The organism is Gracilimonas sp. BCB1, assembly GCF_040117685.2.
Classification (GTDB): Bacteria; Bacteroidota; Rhodothermia; order Balneolales; family Balneolaceae; genus Gracilimonas.
On the sequence record NZ_JBEDYP020000012.1, the window covers coordinates 253,138 to 275,506 of the forward strand.

Here is a 22,369-nt window from a genome sequence, read left to right on the forward strand (position 1 = left end):
GGCTTATTGATGAATGATAAAAGCTTATCTTATGGTTAATTACACTGAAGAGCTAAAAAAAGACCATTTTTTGTAATGAGTGAACAGGATATCGCCCAAAACCTTAAATCAATTCAACAAAAAATTGAAAAGGCTGCGAAGGATTCCGGAAGGGATCCCAAAGAAATCACCCTTGTTGCCGTCAGTAAAACCAAGCCTTCAGAAGACATTTTAGAAGCCATTACCGCCGGCCATTTGCAGTTCGGGGAAAACCGAATGAAAGAGCTGGAGGATAAGATGGCTGAAATCGAGCTTCCGGATGTAGTTTGGCATTTCATCGGAAACATTCAGACCAATAAAATCAAATATATTGCAGACCGGGTAAACTGGATTCATTCTGTTGAGAAGGCAAAGTATTTGAAAGAAATTGAGAAAAGAGCCGGAAAAGCCAACAGGGTGGTCAACGCCCTAATTCAGGTAAACATCAGCGGGGAGAATCAAAAAGGTGGATGCGAACCCGGGGACTTAGCAAAAATACTAGAATCGGCTCAGGATTATGATCATGTAAAAATACAGGGTCTGATGGGGATGGCAACTTTTGTTGACGATCCTGAAGATGTTCGTTCTGAGTTTAAGCTGTTAAAAGAATTGTTCGATTCTCACCAGAAGTACAACAAGGGAAGCGTGAATCTGAAGCATCTATCCATGGGGATGACAAACGATATGGAGGTGGCCATTCAGGAAGGGGCAACCATGGTTAGGATAGGCAGCGCGATCTTTGGAGAACGTAACTATAATTAGCTTGATGCGTAGTGATTTTCACCTATATTTGAACTATTACTAACTAAACTTTGAGGGCATTATGTTATTTGGACTACCGTGGTACGCATTAATTCCTATGATCGCAATAATTGGCGGGCTGGTTTATGCATACAAAGAGAAAGAACTGGAAATGGAAGAAAAGCGGATGGGCAGTTCACGCGAGCTGAATGAAATGAGAAAAATCATTCATAACCTGAAATCCAGAGTTGAAAACCTGGAAGCCATTGTGACTGAGGAAGAAAGAAAGTCGTCTGGAGAGCCGGTAAACTCGTTAAGCGACATTGAGATTGATGATGAAGTTGAAGGTCAAAATTCCGATAATACCGGTTCAAAACGGAAAACAAGAGCTTAATAAATGGAGTGATTATGCCTGAAGAAATTATGATTTTATCATTGGTGGCTATTGTTTTTGGCACAAGCCTGACCGCCTTGATTTTGACGGGAATCTACAAGCTGATAATGGCTAAAATTAACCAGGGAAATAAGGATGGTTCAGGAGATATAAATCCTCAGTTTTTTAAGGCATTGGGAGAGTTTAAAAAAAACACGGAACGCCGAATAGCCAACCTTGAAGAAGTGGTTTCGGATATTGAAGAGGAACGATACCTGGTGGATGACAATGAAAAGTCGATGCCGGAAATTGAAATAGAGGAAGAGGAAGTGCGTTCATCATCAAAAAAAGAAAAAGACGATGACGGAAATCTGCGGAACATGTTAAATGAATAAATAGTATTTTTATTAAGCTTTAAGGTCCACGAAAAACATTTGGTTATGAAACTCACTCCTCTTGAAATAAAACAACAAACTTTTGAAAAAGGGCTTCGCGGGTACGATACAGCTGATGTACAGGCTTTTCTTACACTGGTATCGAATGAATTTGAACACCTGATTAACAAAAACAAAGAGCTTGAACAACAAATCGACAAGCTTACGGAAAGGGTGAAGCATTACGAGCGTGTGGAAGATGCTCTTCACGAAACCTTGCAAACCGCCAAAGAGTCGATGGAGCAAAAGGTGTCAGGTGCCAAGCAGGAAGCGAAGAACACCCTGGAAAAAGCCGAGATGGAAGCTGATGCCATCATCAAAGAGGCCAACCACAACCGCCAGCAAATTCGCCAAAGTATATTAAGGCTGCTGGATCGTCGCGAAGAAATTATCAATGGTATAACCTCTTATCTCGAAAACGCTAAGAAGTCGGTGGAACAGTTCAGTAAAGATGAAATGGAAGTGTTTCAGCTGCCCAAAGAAGAGCGGTTAGAAGAATCACTGGAAAACCCAACCCGGCCCACCAAGTTTATGCTTGATGAAGAAAATGAATCAAACAGCTTGGATGCTGCCCAAAACGGGGGCGAAGATGAGGACGAAGAAGATCACGCATTCCCTCCCGGCAGCGACCGGCTGGACGATATTCTTGATGAAATAGATTAGTGGTTGTCGTATTTTTGCACTTCTGTATTTAATCAACAGCACCTTCTAATTACACTTTATGAAATACGATACGGTTGAGGAATTTCGCAAGAAAAGAGACGAAGCAGTACAGTTTATCAAGGGAGAAACAGAATTCCAGCCGGAGTATTTACTCATTTTGGGAACCGGCTTGGGCCAACTTGCCGATGAAATAGATGCCGAGCATGTAATCAGTTATGCAGATATCCCCCACTATCCCGTTTCTACTGTAGAAAGCCATGCCGGTAAGCTGATCTTTGGACGCCTGGGTGGAAAAGATGTGGTAGCTATGCAGGGGCGTTTTCACTACTACGAGGGATATACCATGCAGCAGATCGCTTTTCCTGTACGGGTAGCTAAAGCTCTCGGCGCACAATCACTATTTGTTAGCAATGCCTGCGGCGGACTGAATCCTAATTTCAGCCGCGGAGATATCATGCTGATAAATGACCATATCAACTTTTTGGGTGACAACCCATTGATTGGGCCTAATGATGACGAACTTGGTCCGCGATTCCCGGATATGAGCGAGCCTTACACCGAACGCCTACTTGAACTGGCAGAAAATGTGGCTCTTGAAAACTCTATAAAGATGCACCAGGGAGTGTACCTTGCGGTAACCGGGCCTATGCTGGAGACGAAAGCCGAATACCGGTATATGCGTCAGCTTGGTGCTGATGTGGTAGGGATGAGTACAGTGCCCGAAGTAATCTCAGCTATTCATATGGGAATGGATGTGCTTGGTATTTCAGTAATTACTGATGAGTGTTTTCCTGATGCCTTAGAGCCTGTGGATATTGAAGATGTGCTTGCTGCAGCAGCCATGGCTGAGCCTAAAATGACCCAGGTAATTATTAATGTTTTGGAGCGGTTATAACAACTTTTTATCCACAAAAAGCGTTACTTTTCCACAAAGTATTGCATTACTACCTACAATTCCTTTTTTATAATAAACAGCAACCAACAGCCTGCCTATATGCACCAGCATTTTGATGGATTCGATGACGAACAGTGGGACGAATTCAAGTGGGAAGCTCACTTAAACGAAGTAGAGAAAAAGAGCGAACAGCTGCGCAAGTTTATCGCTTCTGACCCCAAAGGAAATATACCAAGATGGCTGACCCTGCTTAAAGAAAGCCAGAATGAAGACGATGCCTTCGAAGCTTATGTAGAAGAAGAGCTGCTCATGGACGAAGCATACTTCCCGGAGGATGAAGACGACTGGGACGACGAAGATGACGATTGGGATGATGAAGATTTCCTGTTTGGGCTGAATGAAGATGGCTTCATGGATCAGACAGACGAAGACTTTGACGACTTTGATGAAGGTGAAGAATGGAAAAGTCTGAGCGACCAATACGCGCATACCGATTACGGCTCACTCGAAGACCTGGATGCTTTTTATGAGGCCAAAGAGTTTGCCGTTGATATCCTGAAGTGGGCAGAAACAGTACCGGTAAAACAACAGTCTGAAGATTTTCAGGAATTTGTAGATGAAAGCCTGAAGATCGGCGCCAAGCTTGCCGGCGGACATTCTTTTGGGTTTGAACCGGAATACATTGGGGCCAATATCGCATACTCCAAGAAGGCGCTGGCCAGTGCGAATCATGCCCTTGAATTATTACAGTCTCTTAAAAAGAAATCACTCTTCTTGAAAAAAGAGTACCTGGAATTTCATTCCGTATTGTTTGAACTGAGAAATGACATCGGAATCTATATTCAGGAGCTGCGCGACCAATTTCGCCTCGGGTTAGAGTAGGAAAGTGTTTAGGTTTTAACGTGCGAATGTTGGAGAAAATGTTAGCACGTTAACACCTAATCACGTAAACACTTTACTCCCAAATTCCCACCTCTTTATTTCCGTCTGAATCGGTTGCCGCGCGGAACATAGACCCTGTATTCGTTTTCATGGAGAAATTCCCATATTTGTCAACGGCAATGAAGCCGGCATCACCGGGTTCAAGCACATCATCTACCAGGTAATCCATAGATTGTTGTAATGTGGCATTTTTAAATTCCATATATGCCGCCAATGTATGTGCTGAAACGTTCAGCATAATTTTCTCTCCCCAACCGGTAGCAGAAACGGCAACAAGGTCATTTGCATAGGTTCCGGACCCGATGATAGGAACATCACCTACGCGCCCGTACTTTTTATTGGTCATTCCACCGGTAGAAGTTGCTGCGGCAAGTTTGCCGTTTTTGTCAAGGGCAACAGCACCGACGGTTCCGTATTTCCAGGCTTTTTGTTGGTTGGTTTCAATCAGGTTGGATTCTTGCTCGGCGGCTTGGGCTCTTTTCAGAGACTGGAGACGGCGCTCGGTGTAGAAATACTCGGGGTCTACACGTTCCACATCAGTTTGGTCGGCAAAGGTCTCTGCCCCATCAGCAGAAAAGAACACGTGTTTGGATTCGGTCATTACTTTACGCGCTAATGAAACCGGATTCTTGACGGTGGTTACTCCCGTTATAGCTCCGGCATTCAGCGTTGTACCGTCCATGATGGCGGCATCTAACTCATTTTTTCCTTCCGAGGTGAAAACGGCCCCTTTTCCGGCGTTATACAGCTCGTTGTCTTCCAGATAATTAACGGTTTTTTCAATGGCATCGAGGGCCGAGCCGCCGTTTTCTAAAATTTCGGCACCGATGTTCAGGGCTTCCTCCAAAGATTCCATATAAGCCTGTTTACGATCTTCAGGCATGTCTTTGGAAACATATCCCGCACCACCATGCAGGGCAATGGACCATTCTTTTTGATCAGGTTGGGGGGCATCGGAATTCTGAGGTTGTGTGCAGCTTGCAAACACAAGTATTGAAAGAAGAGCAAAGAAAATGTTTTTCATAACGGGTAGTTAGTTAGATTTAGGAGGGATTATAACTCACAAATCCTCCATTTTAAAGTGCCGATTATTTCATTTACCTATTTTAGCAGTTCCCGAAAGGCAGATGACGGACGTTGGCCGAGAAAAACGGGGTGTTCATCGAAAAAATTTAAATGCGGTCACAAACCTGCATTTCTTTGGTGTGCAATATTAATTAATCACTGAATTATGAAAAAGACGATAACTAAAGCTTTATTGCTTTCATTATTGGTGGTGAGTCTTTCAGGTTGTTTTCTGAAATCGGTTCACCCCTTATTTACAGCTGAAGAAGCAATACTGCTTGAAGGACTGGACGGAACCTTTGAAAATGGAGATCAGCGGTGGACATTCGCGTCTGACAATAACCCGAAAATGCTTGCGGAGTTGATTCGGAAATATCCCGATGAAGACATAAGTTTTGATCCCGGGGAAGAAGACTCACTAAAAATGAACGCATACCTGATTTTATTTGAGGAGACTGATGAACCCAATACTGCACCGGTACTATTTTTAGGAAAGGTGGGCAAGTTGAATGGTCAACATTATCTTAATCTGAAGCTTCTTGATATTGATTTAGGAATGTCCGCTTCACCCGTTATTACTCACAGGTTTAACATTAATACTTTTTCGAGGATTGATGTGCAGGGCGACAAACTGGTGCTGGAGCATCTTGAAAGCAGCTGGATCAAAGATCAAATACTGAACAATCGTGTTCGGATTAAGCACGAGGTGGTAAAATCTGATTATGATGATTCTACGGAGATATTAATCACAGCTTCCACCCCCGAACTGCAACAGTTTGTAGAGAAATATGGCGAAGAAGAAGAGGCTTATCAGGAGGCTTTAACCCTGAAAAGAGTGCCGTATGCGGTTCAGTAAATTTTTAAATATAAAACTGCTCATGTACCTGGTGTTCTGGGCAGTTTCTTTTTATGGCGGGTTGGAAGTATTCAGCCGAACTGGCGACATCCGAACTATCGATGTTATTTATACTTTTCTGTTTCATTTACCTCTGATTTTTATAGTATCTGTTCACTCCTTTCATCTGCTTCCTAATTACCTGGCCAAATCAAACTTTTGGGCTTACGGAATAACTCTGTTTTGCTTGTTGGGGGCCGCTTTTCCGATATATAACTTTTCGTTCTTGATTCTGGCTGACTGGTTATTTCCGGGCTACTATCTGGTTGGTATTTACGAACCTCTTGAGGTAATAGGTTTTGGGATCCTTTACCTGGTTTTGAGCTCTTCGCTGGAATTCGGGCGCAGTTGGTTTGAGTCATTAAGAGCCAGGGGTAAGATTACCGAACTGGAATCCGAGAAACGGGTATCAGAATTGAAAGCCCTGAGGGCCCAGGTAAATCCGCACTTTTTATTTAACTCGCTGAATACGATTTACAGCGAAGCCCTCAAAAAAAGTGATAAAGCACCAGCACTGATTCTGAAATTATCGGATATGCTACGCTATGTGGTTGATAAGATGGATCAGGAACAGGTTTTACTGGAAGAAGAGATAGAATACCTCACTCACTTTGTAGGGTTACATAAAGAGCGGTTGAATGAGCCCGAAAAAGTTCATTTTAGCACAGAGGGGGATTTTTCAGGGAAGCTAATTGCCCCGCTATTGTTAATTATCTTCATTGAAAACTGTTTCAAGCATGCAGACCTGACCGAGGAGAAAGCTCTGATATCCATACAGATAAAACAGGAAGCAGAGGAATTAGTTCTGCACTGTAAAAACACCGTATATGAAGAGGGAAATAAGGAGAAAAAGACCACGGGAACCGGCCTTCAAAATGCCAAAAAAAGATTAGACCTGGCGTACAATGGAAGTTACAGCCTGGACATCAACCAACAGGAAAACCTGTATGAACTTACACTTAAACTGGGGACAGCATGATGCGTTGTGTGATAATTGATGATGAACCGGCGGCTCGATCCGTTTTGGAACAATACATTGCCGACACACCTGAACTGGAACTGACAGCGTCGTTTAAAAATGCTTTAGAGGCCAGAATAGTGGTAAAAGAAAAGGAAGTTGACTTGTTGTTTTTGGACGTCAATATGCCGCGATTGTCCGGCATCGAATTTCTTAAAACGCTGAATAACGCACCACAGGTTATTCTCACCACTGCTTACTCAGAATATGCTCTGGAAGGGTATGAATTGGATGTGGTGGATTATCTGCTAAAACCGTTTTCATTTGAGCGGTTTTTGAAAGCGATAGATAAAGCGTGGGGTAAACAAGAGGCAGGTGAACCAACAGAACAGGTGGTAACAATCAAAGCAGACGGAAAGCTATACAGAATTGGAGTAAGCGAAATAATGTTCGCTGAAAGCAAGGGCGACTACATCACGGTTTATACCAAAGAGAGAAGACTCACCTTTAATCAGACCTTAAAGGATTTTTGTAACCAGCTTCCGGAGCCCATGTTTAGCCGGGTTCATAAATCCTATATCGTTTCACTTTCCAGCATTGAGTATCTCGAAGGAAATCTTATCAAACTTGGAGAGCATTCTATACCGGTGGGGAAGGCGTACAAAGAGGCGTTTATGGGAAAGTACACCTCCTGATTAATAAAAGGAAAGGCGGCCTCAGCAAAGACCGCCCCTCTATACGTAACTAAAAAGTTGTCGTGTTTAAGCTTCCACAGGTTCAGATTCTACAACCTGTACGTTTAGCTGTAGCTTTACTTCATCTGCTACAACAACACTTCCGGCTTCTGTAACGGCATTCCATTTCAATCCGAATTCCTTCCGGTTGATAGAGCCATTAATTTCAAACCCGGCTTTGGTTTGTCCATATGGATCGTCCACAGTTCCTCCATGTTCCACATTCAGAGAAACTTCTTTGGTAATGTCACGGATCGTCAAATTTCCGGTAAGCTCATAAGTGTTATTACCAGTGTTTGTGAATGATGTTGATTCAAAAGTCATCTTTGGGAATTCTTCAGCATTAAAAAAGTCATCAGACTTCAGGTGGTTATCTCTGTCTGCGTTATTGGTTGTAATACTGTCGGTGTCTGCTTCAAAGGTAACAGAAGCATTTTCAAATGAATCATCTTCTGTCTCTAAGGAGCCATTGAAACTCTTGAAGTTTCCGGTAACGGTCGAAATAACCAGGTGCTTCACTTTAAACTGTATCTCTGAATGAGTAGGGTCAATATTCCAGGTTGCCATAATAGTATAATTTAGATTAGTATTAAATAGTTTAATGTTGAACTAAATGTATGCACAGATAACTCAACCCAACAATAGAAAGTTCCTATCGCCCTGATTTTATTCCGGGGAGCTGAATGAAAAGTATCGAGGTCGGGTTAATTCATTGCCCCTGAAGCGGTGAAGAACCCTTTTTTTTAATATAGAATTACAGAATAAACAAGTGCCTCTGTTTACCTTAAACATGCTTTCAAAACTGAACTCAGCAATAATTTACTACATCAAACAAATGAAAAAGAAACTTACGTGTCTGTTACTATTGGCAGGTTTTATATATCCCGGACCTGCAACGGCACAGGATTCAACTTCTACTATTAATGTATTCCTGGATTGCCGAAGAACGTGTGATGAGAGTTTTGTTCGGGATGAAATTCAGTTCGTGAATTATGTACGTACCAACGAAGATGCGGATGTACATGTGCTAATCACCCGCCAGGAAACCGGAAGTGAGGGACAGGAATACACGCTGGAGTTTATCGGTGAAAATGACTTCTCGGGAATTAACGACGTGATGATCTTTTACTCACCGGAATCTGATACCGAAGATGAAAGAAGGAATGGGTTAAATCAGTATATAAAACTGGGGCTGTTTTCCTACTTAAAAGAGAGGCCGGTAGCACAACGATTGATCATCGATTTTGACGGCGCAAACCAAAGCAGTCAACAAGAGCGAAAAGATAATTGGGATTATTGGGTATTTGATATAAATGCCGATACGGACCTGGAAGGGGAGAAATCCGAAAGTGAGTTCTCTCTGAATGGGCGACTTAGCGCAGAGCGCATTACCCCCGAGTGGAAGTTTGAGATTGAGGTACAGCAGTACTACGAAAAGCAGACCTTTGAAGATGACGGAGAAACGGATACTTTTACCACAGAAAGCAGAGATGCTGAAGCTCTTTTGGTTAAGAGCCTTGGCGATCATTGGTCGGCCGGCATTTCTTCAGAGGCACGCCATTCAACAAGAAGTAATTATGATTTATTGCTGGAAGCAAGTCCGGCTGTAGAGTACAGTGTGTTCCCCTACAGCGAATTCACAAAAAGGGAAATCACCTTTTTATATCGTTTTACCGGTGGCTATTATGATTATAATGAAGTGACCGTGTATGGAAAAAACTCTGAGAAATTATTGCAACAGCAGCTAAGCACCCAAATCAGGTTTACACAGCCATGGGGAGAATTTGAAGCTCAAGTGGTTGGTTCCGCTTTTCTTCATGATTTCACAAAAAACAGAATCGGAACTGATTTACAGCTTGACTTCCGGATTTTTCGGGGCTTGTCGGTTTATTTCAGAGGGGAGTATGACTGGATTAACAACCAGTTATCCATCCCGGCCGGAGGCATTACCGAGCAAGAGCAGTTACTAAACCTGAGAGAACGGGCTACATCTTACTCCTATGAACTGAGCTTTGGTCTGGAACTCAGCTTTGGTTCAATCTACAACAACGTAGTGAATCCGAGGTTATAAAAGCTGTTTGAACAAGGAAAGTGCGGACTAACTTTGATTTAGAATGCCTTGGTTAAAGGTAAGTTCAAAAACAGTGCCTTTATTTTTGGATGAGAAAGAATAGGTTTCCGCAATTTGATCGGACAACATATCAATCAGAGATAAACCAAGCGATTCGCTGCCAGAGGCCTGAAAACCTTTAGGTAAACCCACGCCGTCATCTGAAATTTTTAGGTGTGGGTTCGATTCCCCGGGACTGGGATTCAGCTCAAGCACAATGCGTCCTTCTTCTCTGTCTTTAAATGCATGCTTGAAAATATTTGTAAGTACTTCGTTAACAACCAACGAACAAGCTAGCGCATGATCTACGGAAATATGGAGAGGCTCGCACCGGAAAATTAAATCAACCTTTGCTTGGGTTTGAAGAGTTTTTTTGATGTTGGTGGCCAATAGCTTAATTCGGTCACTAAAATCCAGTTCAGCATAATTTTCAGATTGATATAGCTGTTCATGAATACTGGCCATAGTGTGAATACGAGCAATGCTGTCAATCAACCGGTTTAATACGGCTTCATTTTGTTCATCCGAAGCCTGAAGCTCAAGCATGGTTGTAAGTACAGACAAGTTATTCTTAATGCGGTGATGTATCTCAGCCAGCAGTGTTTCTTTCTTTTTAAGGGATTCTACAATCTGTTCATGCTTAACATGCCGTTCTGTAACATCACGGGAGTTTACAACATAGCCCTGCACTGCAGGGTCGTCGCATAAGTTGGTAGCCGTTGCCTCCAGCCAACGCCATTCCTCATTGGCGTTAAGAAACCGAAAAGGTTCAATCCGGATGCTTTCATTGACCCCCAAAGAATTATACAGGCTATAAATTCGGTCTTTGTCATCTTCGTGAATCAGGTCAAACGCGTTCTTACCTATAAAAAAGGCGGGTGGTAGATTCAGGACATTGTTGGAGGCCGGGCTCACATATTTGTAATTCGCATCTTCATCAAAGATGGCAATCATATCCATCCCGTGTTGCACCAGCGCTTTAAACCTTCTCTCGTTCAATTCAAGGTCTTCTTCAGCTTTTCTGCGATCCGTTACATTCTGGCTGATACCGTAAAAGCGAATGCATTGTCCGTTAACGTATTCGGGTTCTCCGGTAGCTCTGATCCATCGTTCATCGCCCTTACCGCTTATAATTTTTAGTTCAAGGTCGAATGGGACCTGGTGTTCAATAGCATCATATGCAGCTTTTGCGAAGTTGTCCCTGTGAAAGCCCTCTTTAAACAACTGGATCGTACTTTCCACATCGGGTTTGTAATCTGATTCAAACCCATGAACCTGTTTGGTTATGTCGGACCAGTGCAGCTCATGGTTAATCATGTCATATTCCCAGGTGCCAATATGTGCCAGTTGATAAGCCTTATCGAGTAATCTTTCATTTTCTTCTATGCTTTTGGCAGAAAGCATTCGTTCTATTTTTGATGTAATAAGCGTTCCAATGGTGTCTATCAATGACGATTCCTGTTTGTTGAAATCGACATTGTTCTTTTTCACAGACAATCGAAATTCAGAAAGATTAATGTCGGAACTGAATGTATGACTGAGCCCTGATTTGGGGTCATCCCCCGACTGATAAGAAGCATTGTTAAAGGAAAGTTGTACAGCAACCTGGTCGGTTTCATCCCAGGTATCGGGTATCAGGTTTGTAGCCTTATGAAGCAGGTCGGGGATGGAAAGGTGGTGTTCATCAAGTTTACTGATTTGATGAATCAAGTCTAAATAAAGAGAAACTATGGTATTTTCAGAGCTTGGTGATTCCAAATTGAGGTTTGCCATTTTCTTGTAAGTCAGTTCTATAGCCTCACATGTCCGTAAAAACCGGGCGGTTAGAAGCTACTATGTGAACCTAAATCTGTAAACAAGCATGCATAAGGTACATATTTCGAGGGAATATTTATAGTAAGGCGTTTCAAGGGTAGAATAAAAAAGCCGAAAGCTATGACGCTATCGGCTTAAAAGTACGCCCGGAAGAAAGCACAATTGTTCACTCTTTTGCCTTTAAATGCACTTTATTGAGCACTAAAGACAGTTTCTGAATTTTGTTTGAGTGGGCTAAGAGAAGGCAAATGAAAGTTTTGTTTGCCGTTTTTTTGCTTCAGAAATCAAGTTGTTCTAAGGTATAATCAGAACCGGAGGTCCTGTCAGGAATTCGCAACCGCGTGGCTGGGAACGAGGTTAAGCGAGAAGAGTATTTAGGGTTAAGATTTCAATTCATTACGGAGTTTAATAAGATTATCAATAAATAAGCTTGCTCTATCAAGATATTCATTAGCATTCTGAATTGTTTCTTCTCTGATTTGAACTTCCTCTTCCATTACACCCCACCTTTCATGTATGTGCTTGGCGACAGATAAGCTCCTTGCATGTCCTACACCATTCAATAGAAACTCTGCTTCAGGCATCAATTCATTTGATTCAAGTAGTATTGATTCCAATCTATCAAGCATCAATAAAAAAGTAACTCTATCAAATTGAGGAGGTTCTTCACGGTCTTCAACTTCTGCTATAATATTCCTAATACCTAATTCTACTGCAGGCGCTACTGCAAATAGGAGTTTCGCCATTGGTTCAGCTGTTGAATGTGCTAAAATCCTTTCTTTTAATTGCTCTAAATTTTCCATAAATGTTTAATTATTTTGCTTATAAATTGCTATTAACGCCCGTTACTTTCCGATATCTTGTCCGAAAACTTATTTCAGAAAATATACCTCAATGCTTCTCGCCCTCAGAACTATAATTCCGAACTAATTCATCGTAAACCATCTTCCCAAGCTTTGAATTTTCTTCTCCCAGAAGCTTTAAAAGTTTTTTTATAGATGAATATCCTGCTTTAGTTAGAATAAGATCATTGATAGTAGAGCGAACGCCAATTTTATTCCTAATTTTATTTATAGGCAAAGGAACTGATATACCTGGACTAAAATTTAGTACATCAAAACTTAAATCAAGAGTACCAAATTTATCTGGGCTATACTTGGCTTCAATATGTTTTTGAATTGACTTCAAAGTTTTTGTGTGTTTTGATATTTCTTTTGTGTCCTCATGATCTATAGCTTCCTGAAACTTTTTTAGCCAATACCTCAGGTCTTCATATTCCTTTCTTAGTTGTAAGGCAACAATAAATAAATCTTCAAAGCTATTTGATTCCTCAATGATTACTGAGATAAGTGGAGGGAGTGAGAACTTAGCTTGAATCGCCTCTGAATTCTCATTATCGAAGTATAGTAACTTGGTTTGATTTGTTGATATGAAACTTAGTGTTTCAGTATAGGCGTCTCTTTTAGCTATCGGAGATTGTTTAAAAGCATAACCACGAAGCGGATGGGGTAAATAGAATGTTTCATATACATGGCCTCTGGCCAGCATACCGGCACCTCCCCAAATAAGTTGTGACATGAACTGATCAACATTTTTGTTGTTCTTTACCCATTCCTGTTCATTTTGTTGCTGTATCTTTCGAATACTTGAAGTGATACAGAGTTGATCAACAATCGCTTTTCTTACCTCTTTAAGCTTTTCTTCTTGAAAGTCGTGAACCTTAATTAACCCATCCGATTGGATTCTTTTTAATGAGCTACTTTCATCCCAAACATTAATAAATTTGCTATCTGTGATAATGATTTCGCGCAGCACTAAATTTTGTAGAAAGCTAAAAAGTGCCTGAAGCTGTATAAGGCCTAAAGAGATCTCTTCAAAAGTATGGGTATCATTTTTTTGATCTATTACTAACTTACCTGTCTTATCACTTGAAAGGCCTGATTGCCCTAATAGGGAGATTTCTTGTAAAGTCCAGTTGTCTAGTAATATTTGATTTGGCATGAACTAACTATTATGGTTTGTATGCTACATATAATTTATAAATTCATGTTCTAAATGTAGCAGGATTATAGTTAGTAAAAAAAGTACTAACCTCTTCACTTTATAGTTGTATTTAACCCGCCTTTTTTAGTTCTTAACTGCAAAACGGGTGGAACTTCGACCCCTTTTGCAGTTAGAAACTAAAATATATGAGTGATACTCACTACGAATATTTAGACGCTTATCTGGATGAAATGAGAAGCCGGGGGCGGTTTACCTTTACTTCTAATGAAGTAATTGAAAAATTTCATCTCACTGAAAATGCGTTTAAAAAAACAATACAGCGGTTACTACAAAAAAACCGAGTGGCCAGACTGCGAAATGAATTCTACCTAATCATCCCTCCGGAATACGCATCCCGCCAAACTCTTCCATTAGGCTATTTCATCGATGACCTGATGAAATTCCTGGAACGCGATTATTATGTGGGCCTCCTAACCGCAGCAATGTATCACGGAGCTGCTCATCAGCAGCCACAAACACAATTCGTGATCTCTGAGCCTCCTTATTTAAGACCGATCAAAAACAGGCAGCAATCTATTGTCTTTTGCTTGAAAAAAGGTTGGAATGCTGATTTTGTAACTCAGCAAAAAACGGATGCCGGGTACATCAACTTTTCAAGTCCGGCATTAACGGCTCTTGATTTAGTCTCTTACTCAGACCGTATAGGGGGCATAACCCGGGCTACCACGGTTTTGGCCGAATTAGTCATTGAGCTGGAATCAGACACACTGGCAAAAACCGCAGAGGATTTCCCTCAAACCACAACCCTTCAACGCTTAGGTTATTTATTCGATGAGGTTCTTCAGGAAACCACACTGGCTGATGACATATATAGTGTATTAGACAACCGGAATTACTACCCAGCTCTGCTGAATCCCAAAACAGACAGCGAAAACCAAAAAGCACCAAACCGTTGGAAAATAATACCAAATATGACTGTAGAGGTTGACGAACTATGATCCCTAAAGCGTATATAGATGCATGGCGGTCCATAGCTCCCTGGACTGAATCTTCACAGGTTGAACAGGATTTGGTTATTTCCAGAGCCGTTGTAGAGATATTTTCCAATGATTTTTTGAAGGAAAACCTCGCTTTCCGAGGAGGAACAGCTCTCCATAAATTATTTTTGAGTCCACAGGCAAGGTATTCTGAAGATATTGATTTGGTACAACTACATTCTGGTCCAGCCAAACCCATGCTTGAAGCTATTCGGGATCAGTTAATATTCCTGGGCGGGAAAGATGACCGGCAAGTAAAACTGAATGAACATAATTGCACAGTGTATTATCAATTTGACACGGAAGTAAGTCCTCCGCTAATTATGAGGGTCAAAATTGAAATCAATACGCGAGAGCACTTTAATGTGTTGGGATTACAGAAAGAAACGTTTTCAGTGGATAATCCTTGGTATCAGGGAAATGCAGAAGTAACGACGTACCAAGCGGAAGAGCTTTTAGGTACTAAGCTCAGAGCATTATACCAGCGAAAGAAGGGGCGAGATTTATTTGATCTATATTATGCCTTTGAGAACCTTGATCTGGACATCGGTAAAATCATTGAGTGCTTTCATGCCTACATGGATCAGGAAGAGAACAAAGCCCCTACAGCCCGTGAATTCGAGCTCAATCTTGAAGAGAAGATGAAGGATAATGAGTTTGTCGGAGATATTATGGCTTTACTAAGACCTGGAATTGAGTATGATCAAGAAGAAGCATATGAAAACATTAGTTCTAAATTGATCCAGAAACTATAATACAGCTAAGAAATTTAACCATATTTCTTTTATGCGTCAGGTTAAACTCATGTACAATTATTTCATTATAATTCGTTTTTATATATTACAAACAACATCCAAATTTTTATAGCAAAGTGACAAAAATTTCAACCGCCATAGAAAAGGAAACTGGCCTGTATACACTACAGGAAGCGGCTTGGTATGCCCGTTTACCACAAGCTACTTTGAGGGCATGGTTTTCTGCTAATAATGGAAAAAAGGGAGTTTTAGCAGAGGGAGAATTTATTGAAGATGGATCATTTATCTCTTTTATAGATTTCATACAGACACTTGCTATTCGAGCTATTCGTGTAGAAAAGAAAATACCTTTACAGAGAATCCGTGATGCAGTTAAAAAAGCAGAGGATACTTATGGCTTAGCTTATCCATTTGCTCGAAAGCATACTACCTATTTATCTGGAAAAGATCTTTTTATTCAACTCGAAAGTATGGATGACTTGATTCAAGTCTCTGGTAAAAATCCAGATCAAGTAACTTCAAAAAAAATTATTGAATTCTATCTTGAAGAAGTTTCTTTTGATCCAGAAACAGGCTTGGCAAAACTATATAAACCATACGAAAACATAAAAATGAACCCATCAATTGGGTTTGGACAACCTATCGTTGAAACCTGTAATGTGCCAGCAGTTGTATTATGGGAATCAGTTAGAAATGAAGGGAGTTTTGAAAAGGTGGCTGAGCTATATGGAATAGATCTTGAAGATGTTAAAACCGCTTTTTCATATTGTGATTCGTTAACACCAGCTGCATGAAAGTCCTGGTGGATGAAAATATCGGTAAACCACTAATAAAAGCTCTTTCCGATATACTCCAATTTCATTCATCCAAACCATTCTTTAAGAGTTTGTTAAAGTATTTTGAGGAGGGAACACTTGACCCGCATTGGATTAAAGAAATTTCTTCAGATGGATGGATAGTAATAACTGCTGATAGGGGACGAAAATCAGGTGGAAATAAATTACCTATACTTTGCAAGCAACACAGGGTGACACATATTTTAATAAGTGGTAAGCTCCACAATAGTCCACAATTCGAGAAGATAAAAGCAATTATTAATTGCTGGGATGATATTGTTCAAGCTTCAAAAACCCCAAAAGGAACCCGTTTTGCTCTTCGATACACATCTTCAAAGAGTTATAAACTTGAAAAGCGCTAATTAATCAACCATGCCAAAATCACTCGAATTCTGGGCAATAGTCATATCCATCCTTGCGATAGGTATATCCATTTTTACATGGTTTAGATCTCATAAAATTGATCGCGCCCGTAGAAATGATGAGGAAAGAGATCAAAATAGTGCGGATATAAGGGCGCATCTTGAACGAGATCCCGGTAAATTAGTGGTAGAAAATATTGGGAATTCAGAAGCACGCAATATCTCTATTCGAGTTGATAATAATCCTTTAGTGGATGCACCTGGCATTCAAGTTCCCGATGGAAGAGATTATTTAATAGGACCACATAGCCATATATCATTTAGAGTGAGTTTAAACTTCCAAATACCAGTTCCGCAATTCATTGAAATAAATTGGGATGATGATGACTCAACCGGCAAAACCTACCGAAACTCTTTAAGCTATTAGATTAAAGTCTCCAGGCCTTTCTAAATAGACTGTAATAACTACCCATACTTTTTCAGAAATAACCTTGCTTTTCTTATTAAATACAGTAAGCTTTACTGCATAATATCGATAGTTGATATAAGCTTACTGTTATGACCACATTATCATACTACTTAAAAAAGCGGAAGAACAAGACTGAACACCCTTTATATCTCAGAGTTACCTATGACCGGGAATCCAGATATATTCGTCTGGATATAGACCTGGAGGAGGGGCATTGGAATGCAGAGAAACAGGTAGTACGTAAGTCTCACCCGCGCTACGAAAAGATTAATAGATACCTGAGGGTCAAGAAGCTGGATTCAGATACTCTGATTCTGGAGCTAAAGCAATTTAAGCCAGAGGCAACCATTGAAGTGATGCAAAAGGTCGTTGAAACGGGGTCATTGGATGGGGTTAAAAAAACGGGTAGAGTTGATTTTCTAAGCTTTGCTGAAGAACTAAGAACCGGCTTTAAGGATCAAGGTTCTTTGCAGAGATATAAGAACTACGGAACCGTACTTAATAAACTCAAGGATTATTGGCCAAAGAAGAAGCTCTATTTCACTGATATAGATGTGCAGTTCCTGCGACGGTTTGAGACTCATCTTATCTCAAAGTATGGGAATGCAGTAAATACAGTCGGAAACAACATGAAGAAAATTAAACGGGTGTTTAATGTTGCCATTAATGAAGGCAAGATTCTGGCTGATATATATCCATTTCGGATATATAAAATCCCAAGTGAGCCAGTGACAAAATCAAAGCTTTCTCAAAAAGAAATAAGTGCCATTGAAGGTCTGGATCTTAAACCAGGTACTCGAATATTCGATTCCCAAAATATATTTCTATTTGCCTATTACTGCCGGGGTATGCGCTTTGGAGATGCGGTAACACTAAAGTGGAGTTCAATAAAAGATGGTTATCTGGACTATGAAATGAGGAAAACAGGTAAGCGCATGTATTTAAAACTTACCGACCAGGCGCTACGGATACTGAGCCATTACAAAGGCTCAAAGACCCCAGACGCAAAGCACTTTGTATTCCCTTTATTAGATAATCGTAAAGAGTACACCGATGAAAACTTCCTTTCGGCACAGATATCATCTAAGACTACAATAGTAAATAAATACCTCAAAGAAATTAAAAGTCAGGCTAATATAAATGAGAATATCACAACTCATATTGCCCGGCACTCCTTTGCCCAGCTAGCAAATAAGAAAAATGTAAGGTTATTGGAGATTAAAGAAATGCTTGGACACTCCAGCGTAGAAACAACCACGAAATACCTGAAGTCTCTTGGTAATGACCATTTAGATAAAACGGTAGAGAACCTTTTTAACTAACACATTTCAAAATAATTAATATGAAAGAGACCCCAAATAAAAGCCAAACAGATAGATTCAACCCGTACTTGATCAGAGATATAATTTATGGATATGGGGACATTAAAGGTGAAGATGGAGATACAATGTATGAAGCCTACAAAAGGGGGTATCAGATGCTCTATAACGATTTACAAAGAACTAAGGCAGAAGAAAGTCCATCGAGTTTTCATGTTATTCTTGAAAAGGCGGCAACTAACATTTATAACTTGAGGCAAAGGTCGGCAGCCAAGTGCATGCAGATAGAAATATTTTCCAAAAACTTTCTAGAAATGATATACGAAGAGGCTCATAAAGCTGATTCCGCTGCGAGAGATTTTCTAACCTTTGCTTACGATGAATGGAAAAGTGCCCTGGAGAATTACCGACTTCGTGAAGGAATTGAGCTGATCAGATCACAATATTATTTCATGCAGTGCCTTCTGCCAAAAGACTTAGAGATAGAAATATTTGGTGACATTAAATCAGTTGTACTCGATGGTTTAAATATAATTGAGAATAAAATTGTCGAAGCCGCTGAAAAGCATAAAGTCTATGAAGGTCTAAATAATGCTCATAGCTATGCTCTCACTAAAGGGCATCTTATCCCATTTGAAGAATTTAGAACTACAGCAAGTAATTTCAGTAAGGAATTGAGATGGTGTGGCCCTAATAACGAATCTATAAGAGGTTTAATTAATTACGGACATTCATTTAAAACAGCGTGTAAGATTAAATTCATCAATTTAACTGGGGAGAAGGGTAAAGGTAGCAAAGAGGCTTACTATCTCATCTATGACGAACTAAAAGAACTGGGAATTGATCCTGACGAAAGCGGATACTTGCCTGATACTCCCAAAAACATGCTTGACCGGTGTAATCGGTACCAAAAAAATCGAATGGAAGAACTGAAGCAAATAACAAGAATCTCATCTCGATAACCAAGAGAATGTTCTTTGCTTCATTTTATAACTTCGTAATGAACATTAAATCACATTATATAAAACACGTTCGTTATGAAGAATTCTATAACTATCCAATTGGATGAAGACACCCTCAGAGAGATTACTTCAGCTGTAAAAGAGGCCGTTAAAGAGCAACTCCCCATCCTCGCAGACTTTAAAAAAGATTGGCTTACTACAGATGAGGTTATGGAAATGATGAATGTTTCCAGAAGAACCGTTCAGAACTATAGAGACGAAGGTAAAATACCGTATACAAAAGAGGGCCGAAAAATCTTATACCCCAGAAAAGGAATCGAGGAATTCCTGAAAGACAATATGATAAAAGCCTACCGGTAAAATCGTATGGGTAATCTTTCGAAAGCATTAGATCTGATTGAAAAAAACTTCAAGCTTATTCCTTTGCATACGCCTACTCAAAAGGGCCAATGCTCATGTGGGAACCAGTGTGAAAGCCAGGGAAAACATCCCCGTATACGCAATTGGACCGAAAAGGCAAGTAATGATCCCAGCCAAATAAGAGAATGGTGGCAGAAATGGCCGGAAGCAAATATTGGAATTGTTTGTGGTTTGTTATCCAACATAATTGTTCTAGATATGGACCCAAGGCATAATGGTGAAGAGTCATTAGAAGCACTGGAAGAAAAATTAGGAGTCTTCACACAAACAACAACGATAATGACTGGTGGAGGAGGTAAACATTTTTATTATTTATATCCTGGAAAACATAGAATAAAGAACAGCAGCGGAAAGCTAGGAGAGGGTTTAGATATTAAAACTGATGGTGGATATGTAGTTGCCCCTGGTAGTTTACATAAATCTGGCAGGGCTTATGACTGGTTATTTGGACTGGAAGAAATCAAGCCCTTTCCAGACAAGCTGATAGAGAAATTAAAGAATCATCGAAAAACGAATAATAAAACTGAGCTGAGTTCATCAGACCCAATCTACGAAGGAGAGCGAAATGATACATTATTTAGCATTGGTGTAATACTGCGAAAGAAGGGAGCAAACCGAATACAAATTGAGTCAGAACTCATAGATATAAATAGACTACGCTGTAATCCCCCGTTAAATATTTCAGAAATTAAGTCCATTGCAAGCAGCGCAAGTAAGGGCCCTAGTTCAGTTAGTGGTAATTTTCAGAAAAGAGACGAAAACGAAGAATATGGGCTGTGGGATACCGAATTCGGTAATGCTAACGAGTTTGTAGAAAGATATGCTGAGGAGGTTAGATATAACATAGACGGAAAGCATTGGCTGGTTTGGGATGGATCAAGATGGAAAAAAGATCCAAATGAACTCATAGTCTCAGCATATGCTAAAAAACTGATAGAACTAATGTATGAGGAGGCCTACGAAATCAAGGATGAAAAACTAAGAGACAAAAAAATTCAACACATAAAAAAATCAGCAAAAGGAACAGCAATAAATGCCATTCTTACGATCGCAAGAACGGACTTACGGATTAGAATTACAGAAAATCAGCTAGACCAACGCCCTCTAATGATTACCCTGGACAACCTTACGTATGATCTGAACTCTGGGGAAAAATTAAAGCATAATCCCAATCATTTTATCACAAAAAAACTTCCGTTTTCTTTTGATTCAAATGCTAGGGCCCAAAGATGGAGAGAGTTTGTTTTACAGATTATGAATGGGGATGAGGAAATGGCTTCTTTTCTAAAACAGGCTGTTGGTTATTCATTAACCGGGCTTACATCAGAGCAATGCCTCTTTTTTCTATATGGTCAGGGGAAAAACGGGAAAACCACATTTGTGGAGGTTTTAATGAAAATGTTTGATGAATATTCTTGTAAAGCTGAAAATCGAATGATCATGGATGTTGGTAATTCATCAGCTATCCCTAACGATGTTGCCAGGCTAAATGGGCACAGATTTGTGCTTTTTTCTGAAATTCAGGAGGGTCGAAGGCTTGATGAGGCAAAAGTGAAGAACTTAACTGGGGGAGACACCATTACGGCTCGTTTTCTACGTCAAGAATTTTTTGATTTTGAACCCTCTCACACTATCTGGTTATTCGGAAATCACAAGCCCTTAATTTCAGGAACGGATGATGGAATATGGAGAAGGCTCCGGCTGATCAAGTTTGCCAGGCAATTTTCAGAAAAAGAAAGGGATCGGCATCTGCGTGAGAAGCTATATAAGGAATTGCCAGGTATATTTAATTGGGCCCTGGAGGGATTTGAAATATGGAAGGATAATGATAGACGGTTAGCAATTCCGGAACAGGTAAAAAGAGAAACGCTGAATTATCGAGGAGAAATGGATGTGCTCACTTCGTTTATTCATGAAACCTGTAAACAGGGGGTGACTTATTCGTGTAGCAACAAGGACCTGCGATCTGCTTATGAGCTGTGGTGCTCGGAGAATGGATTACAAGTAATGAGTAACAAAACCATCAACCCGAAACTAGAGCAGAAAGGGTTCAAAAAGTATTACTCCAATGGCCGAGTACATTGGAAAGGCATAACCCCAGTCTTAGGAAACGAAGTAGAGGAAGTAGAGGGTGTAGAGGAAAAATCAGATTATCAGCTAAAAATTAATGCATGAAGAAGTCTACATGCTCTACTTGGTCTACAAATCATAATTTTCACTTCTATTCCGAACAAGTATGAACAATGCACCCAAGGTATGTGTCACATGTGGTAAAGACATATCATTTAAGAGATGTGATGCAAAATACTGTAGTTTGCGGTGTCGCATGCAAAAAAAGAGAGAAAAACAGAAAATTGAGTTGGTTGAAAAACTGAAAAATATTTGCTCCTTGCTGCCCAATCATACCGTTAAGGGACCAAAGAGTGAAATTTTCATAAAATCATGTAAGTGCTTTAAAGAGAATCAGAAATTTGTCAGTATTTCAGATATACAGAATTACAGTTTTCATAAAATTGATCAGTGTATCAAAGAAAAACAGAAAATTTTAAACATAGGAGGCCT

General features: G+C 40.2%; 24 protein-coding genes. 19 read left to right on the forward strand and 5 right to left on the reverse strand.

Features of this window, described 5'->3' with window-relative positions; genetic code table 11:
• Positions 1 to 75: 75 nt before the first annotated feature.
• From ABFW99_RS07620 to ABFW99_RS07645, 6 genes are all read left to right on the forward strand, one after another.
• Positions 76 to 780, forward strand: coding sequence for a YggS family pyridoxal phosphate-dependent enzyme (locus ABFW99_RS07620; RefSeq protein ID WP_349354917.1), 705 nt, complete (start codon positions 76 to 78; stop codon positions 778 to 780).
• Between the two features lie 97 nt (positions 781 to 877).
• A complete protein-coding gene (locus ABFW99_RS07625; protein WP_349354918.1) occupies positions 878 to 1,153 on the forward strand; it encodes a hypothetical protein in 276 nt (91 codons plus the stop codon).
• Positions 1,154 to 1,167: 14 nt separating this feature from the next.
• On the forward strand, positions 1,168 to 1,527 hold the full coding sequence (locus ABFW99_RS07630; RefSeq protein WP_349354919.1) for a hypothetical protein: 360 nt from the start codon (positions 1,168 to 1,170) through the stop codon (positions 1,525 to 1,527).
• Positions 1,528 to 1,572: 45 nt separating this feature from the next.
• Positions 1,573 to 2,229 (forward strand): DivIVA domain-containing protein, encoded by a 657-nt coding sequence (locus ABFW99_RS07635; RefSeq protein ID WP_349354920.1) that lies wholly within the window; start codon positions 1,573 to 1,575, stop codon positions 2,227 to 2,229.
• Positions 2,230 to 2,287: 58 nt separating this feature from the next.
• On the forward strand, positions 2,288 to 3,124 hold the full coding sequence (locus tag ABFW99_RS07640) for a purine-nucleoside phosphorylase (RefSeq protein WP_349354921.1): 837 nt from the start codon (positions 2,288 to 2,290) through the stop codon (positions 3,122 to 3,124).
• 99 nt (positions 3,125 to 3,223) lie between these two features.
• Positions 3,224 to 4,006 carry a hypothetical protein gene (locus ABFW99_RS07645; protein ID WP_349354922.1) on the forward strand — a complete coding sequence of 261 codons (783 nt, stop codon included), beginning with the start codon at positions 3,224 to 3,226 and terminating at the stop codon, positions 4,004 to 4,006.
• 73 nt (positions 4,007 to 4,079) lie between these two features.
• Here ABFW99_RS07645 and ABFW99_RS07650 read toward each other — a convergent pair whose 3' ends face one another.
• Positions 4,080 to 5,090 (reverse strand): isoaspartyl peptidase/L-asparaginase family protein, encoded by a 1,011-nt coding sequence (locus ABFW99_RS07650; protein WP_349354923.1) that lies wholly within the window; start codon positions 5,088 to 5,090, stop codon positions 4,080 to 4,082.
• A gap of 207 nt (positions 5,091 to 5,297) precedes the next feature.
• Here ABFW99_RS07650 and ABFW99_RS07655 point away from each other — a divergent pair, with 207 nt between their 5' ends.
• The 3 genes from ABFW99_RS07655 to ABFW99_RS07665 are packed head-to-tail and all read left to right on the forward strand — an operon-like array spanning position 5,298 to position 7,679.
• Positions 5,298 to 5,987, forward strand: a complete 690-nt coding sequence (locus tag ABFW99_RS07655) for a hypothetical protein (protein ID WP_349354924.1) — start codon at positions 5,298 to 5,300, stop codon at positions 5,985 to 5,987.
• Positions 5,974 to 7,005: a sensor histidine kinase gene (locus tag ABFW99_RS07660; protein WP_349354925.1), complete on the forward strand. Its 1,032-nt coding sequence runs from the start codon at positions 5,974 to 5,976 to the stop codon at positions 7,003 to 7,005. The genes ABFW99_RS07655 and ABFW99_RS07660 overlap by 14 nt, the downstream gene beginning before the upstream one ends.
• Positions 7,002 to 7,679, forward strand: a complete 678-nt coding sequence (locus ABFW99_RS07665; RefSeq protein WP_349354926.1) for a LytR/AlgR family response regulator transcription factor — start codon at positions 7,002 to 7,004, stop codon at positions 7,677 to 7,679. Before ABFW99_RS07660 ends, ABFW99_RS07665 begins: the two co-directional genes overlap by 4 nt.
• 66 nt (positions 7,680 to 7,745) lie before the next feature.
• Here the strand turns inward: ABFW99_RS07665 and ABFW99_RS07670 are convergent, their stop codons facing one another.
• Entirely contained in the window at positions 7,746 to 8,285 is a 540-nt protein-coding gene (locus tag ABFW99_RS07670; protein WP_349354927.1) for a YceI family protein, read from the reverse strand.
• A gap of 268 nt (positions 8,286 to 8,553) precedes the next feature.
• Here ABFW99_RS07670 and ABFW99_RS07675 point away from each other — a divergent pair, with 268 nt between their 5' ends.
• A complete protein-coding gene (locus ABFW99_RS07675) occupies positions 8,554 to 9,789 on the forward strand; it encodes a hypothetical protein (protein ID WP_349354928.1) in 1,236 nt (411 codons plus the stop codon).
• Positions 9,790 to 9,816: 27 nt separating this feature from the next.
• On the opposite strand, the gene ABFW99_RS07680 is transcribed toward ABFW99_RS07675, so the two are convergent.
• The 3 genes from ABFW99_RS07680 to ABFW99_RS07690 form a co-directional block, all read right to left on the reverse strand.
• Complete coding sequence (locus ABFW99_RS07680) at positions 9,817 to 11,601, reverse strand: sensor histidine kinase (RefSeq protein WP_349354929.1); 1,785 nt, start codon at positions 11,599 to 11,601, stop codon at positions 9,817 to 9,819.
• Positions 11,602 to 12,023: 422 nt separating this feature from the next.
• Positions 12,024 to 12,446 carry a hypothetical protein gene (locus ABFW99_RS07685; protein ID WP_349354930.1) on the reverse strand — a complete coding sequence of 141 codons (423 nt, stop codon included), beginning with the start codon at positions 12,444 to 12,446 and terminating at the stop codon, positions 12,024 to 12,026.
• 88 nt (positions 12,447 to 12,534) lie between these two features.
• On the reverse strand, positions 12,535 to 13,644 hold the full coding sequence (locus tag ABFW99_RS07690) for a hypothetical protein (protein ID WP_349354931.1): 1,110 nt from the start codon (positions 13,642 to 13,644) through the stop codon (positions 12,535 to 12,537).
• A gap of 188 nt (positions 13,645 to 13,832) precedes the next feature.
• Here ABFW99_RS07690 and ABFW99_RS07695 point away from each other — a divergent pair, with 188 nt between their 5' ends.
• From ABFW99_RS07695 to ABFW99_RS07735, 9 genes are all read left to right on the forward strand, one after another.
• Positions 13,833 to 14,645 (forward strand): type IV toxin-antitoxin system AbiEi family antitoxin domain-containing protein, encoded by an 813-nt coding sequence (locus ABFW99_RS07695; protein ID WP_349354932.1) that lies wholly within the window; start codon positions 13,833 to 13,835, stop codon positions 14,643 to 14,645.
• Positions 14,642 to 15,439 carry a nucleotidyl transferase AbiEii/AbiGii toxin family protein gene (locus tag ABFW99_RS07700; RefSeq protein WP_349354933.1) on the forward strand — a complete coding sequence of 266 codons (798 nt, stop codon included), beginning with the start codon at positions 14,642 to 14,644 and terminating at the stop codon, positions 15,437 to 15,439. Before ABFW99_RS07695 ends, ABFW99_RS07700 begins: the two co-directional genes overlap by 4 nt.
• 116 nt (positions 15,440 to 15,555) lie before the next feature.
• A complete protein-coding gene (locus ABFW99_RS07705; protein WP_349354934.1) occupies positions 15,556 to 16,233 on the forward strand; it encodes a DUF433 domain-containing protein in 678 nt (225 codons plus the stop codon).
• Positions 16,230 to 16,637, forward strand: a complete 408-nt coding sequence (locus ABFW99_RS07710) for a hypothetical protein (RefSeq protein ID WP_349354935.1) — start codon at positions 16,230 to 16,232, stop codon at positions 16,635 to 16,637. Before ABFW99_RS07705 ends, ABFW99_RS07710 begins: the two co-directional genes overlap by 4 nt.
• Before the next feature lie 10 nt (positions 16,638 to 16,647).
• Positions 16,648 to 17,064, forward strand: a complete 417-nt coding sequence (locus ABFW99_RS07715) for a hypothetical protein (RefSeq protein WP_349354936.1) — start codon at positions 16,648 to 16,650, stop codon at positions 17,062 to 17,064.
• A gap of 131 nt (positions 17,065 to 17,195) precedes the next feature.
• The gene (locus ABFW99_RS07720; RefSeq protein WP_349354937.1) at positions 17,196 to 18,428 is read left to right on the forward strand and encodes a site-specific integrase; all 1,233 of its coding nucleotides are present in this window, start codon (positions 17,196 to 17,198) and stop codon (positions 18,426 to 18,428) included.
• 20 nt (positions 18,429 to 18,448) lie between these two features.
• A complete protein-coding gene (locus ABFW99_RS07725) occupies positions 18,449 to 19,387 on the forward strand; it encodes a hypothetical protein (RefSeq protein ID WP_349354938.1) in 939 nt (312 codons plus the stop codon).
• Positions 19,388 to 19,462: 75 nt separating this feature from the next.
• Complete coding sequence (locus ABFW99_RS07730; RefSeq protein WP_349354939.1) at positions 19,463 to 19,747, forward strand: helix-turn-helix domain-containing protein; 285 nt, start codon at positions 19,463 to 19,465, stop codon at positions 19,745 to 19,747.
• A 6-nt stretch (positions 19,748 to 19,753) separates the two neighbouring features.
• On the forward strand, positions 19,754 to 21,982 hold the full coding sequence (locus ABFW99_RS07735) for a phage/plasmid primase, P4 family (RefSeq protein WP_349354940.1): 2,229 nt from the start codon (positions 19,754 to 19,756) through the stop codon (positions 21,980 to 21,982).
• Positions 21,983 to 22,369 lie beyond the last annotated feature (387 nt).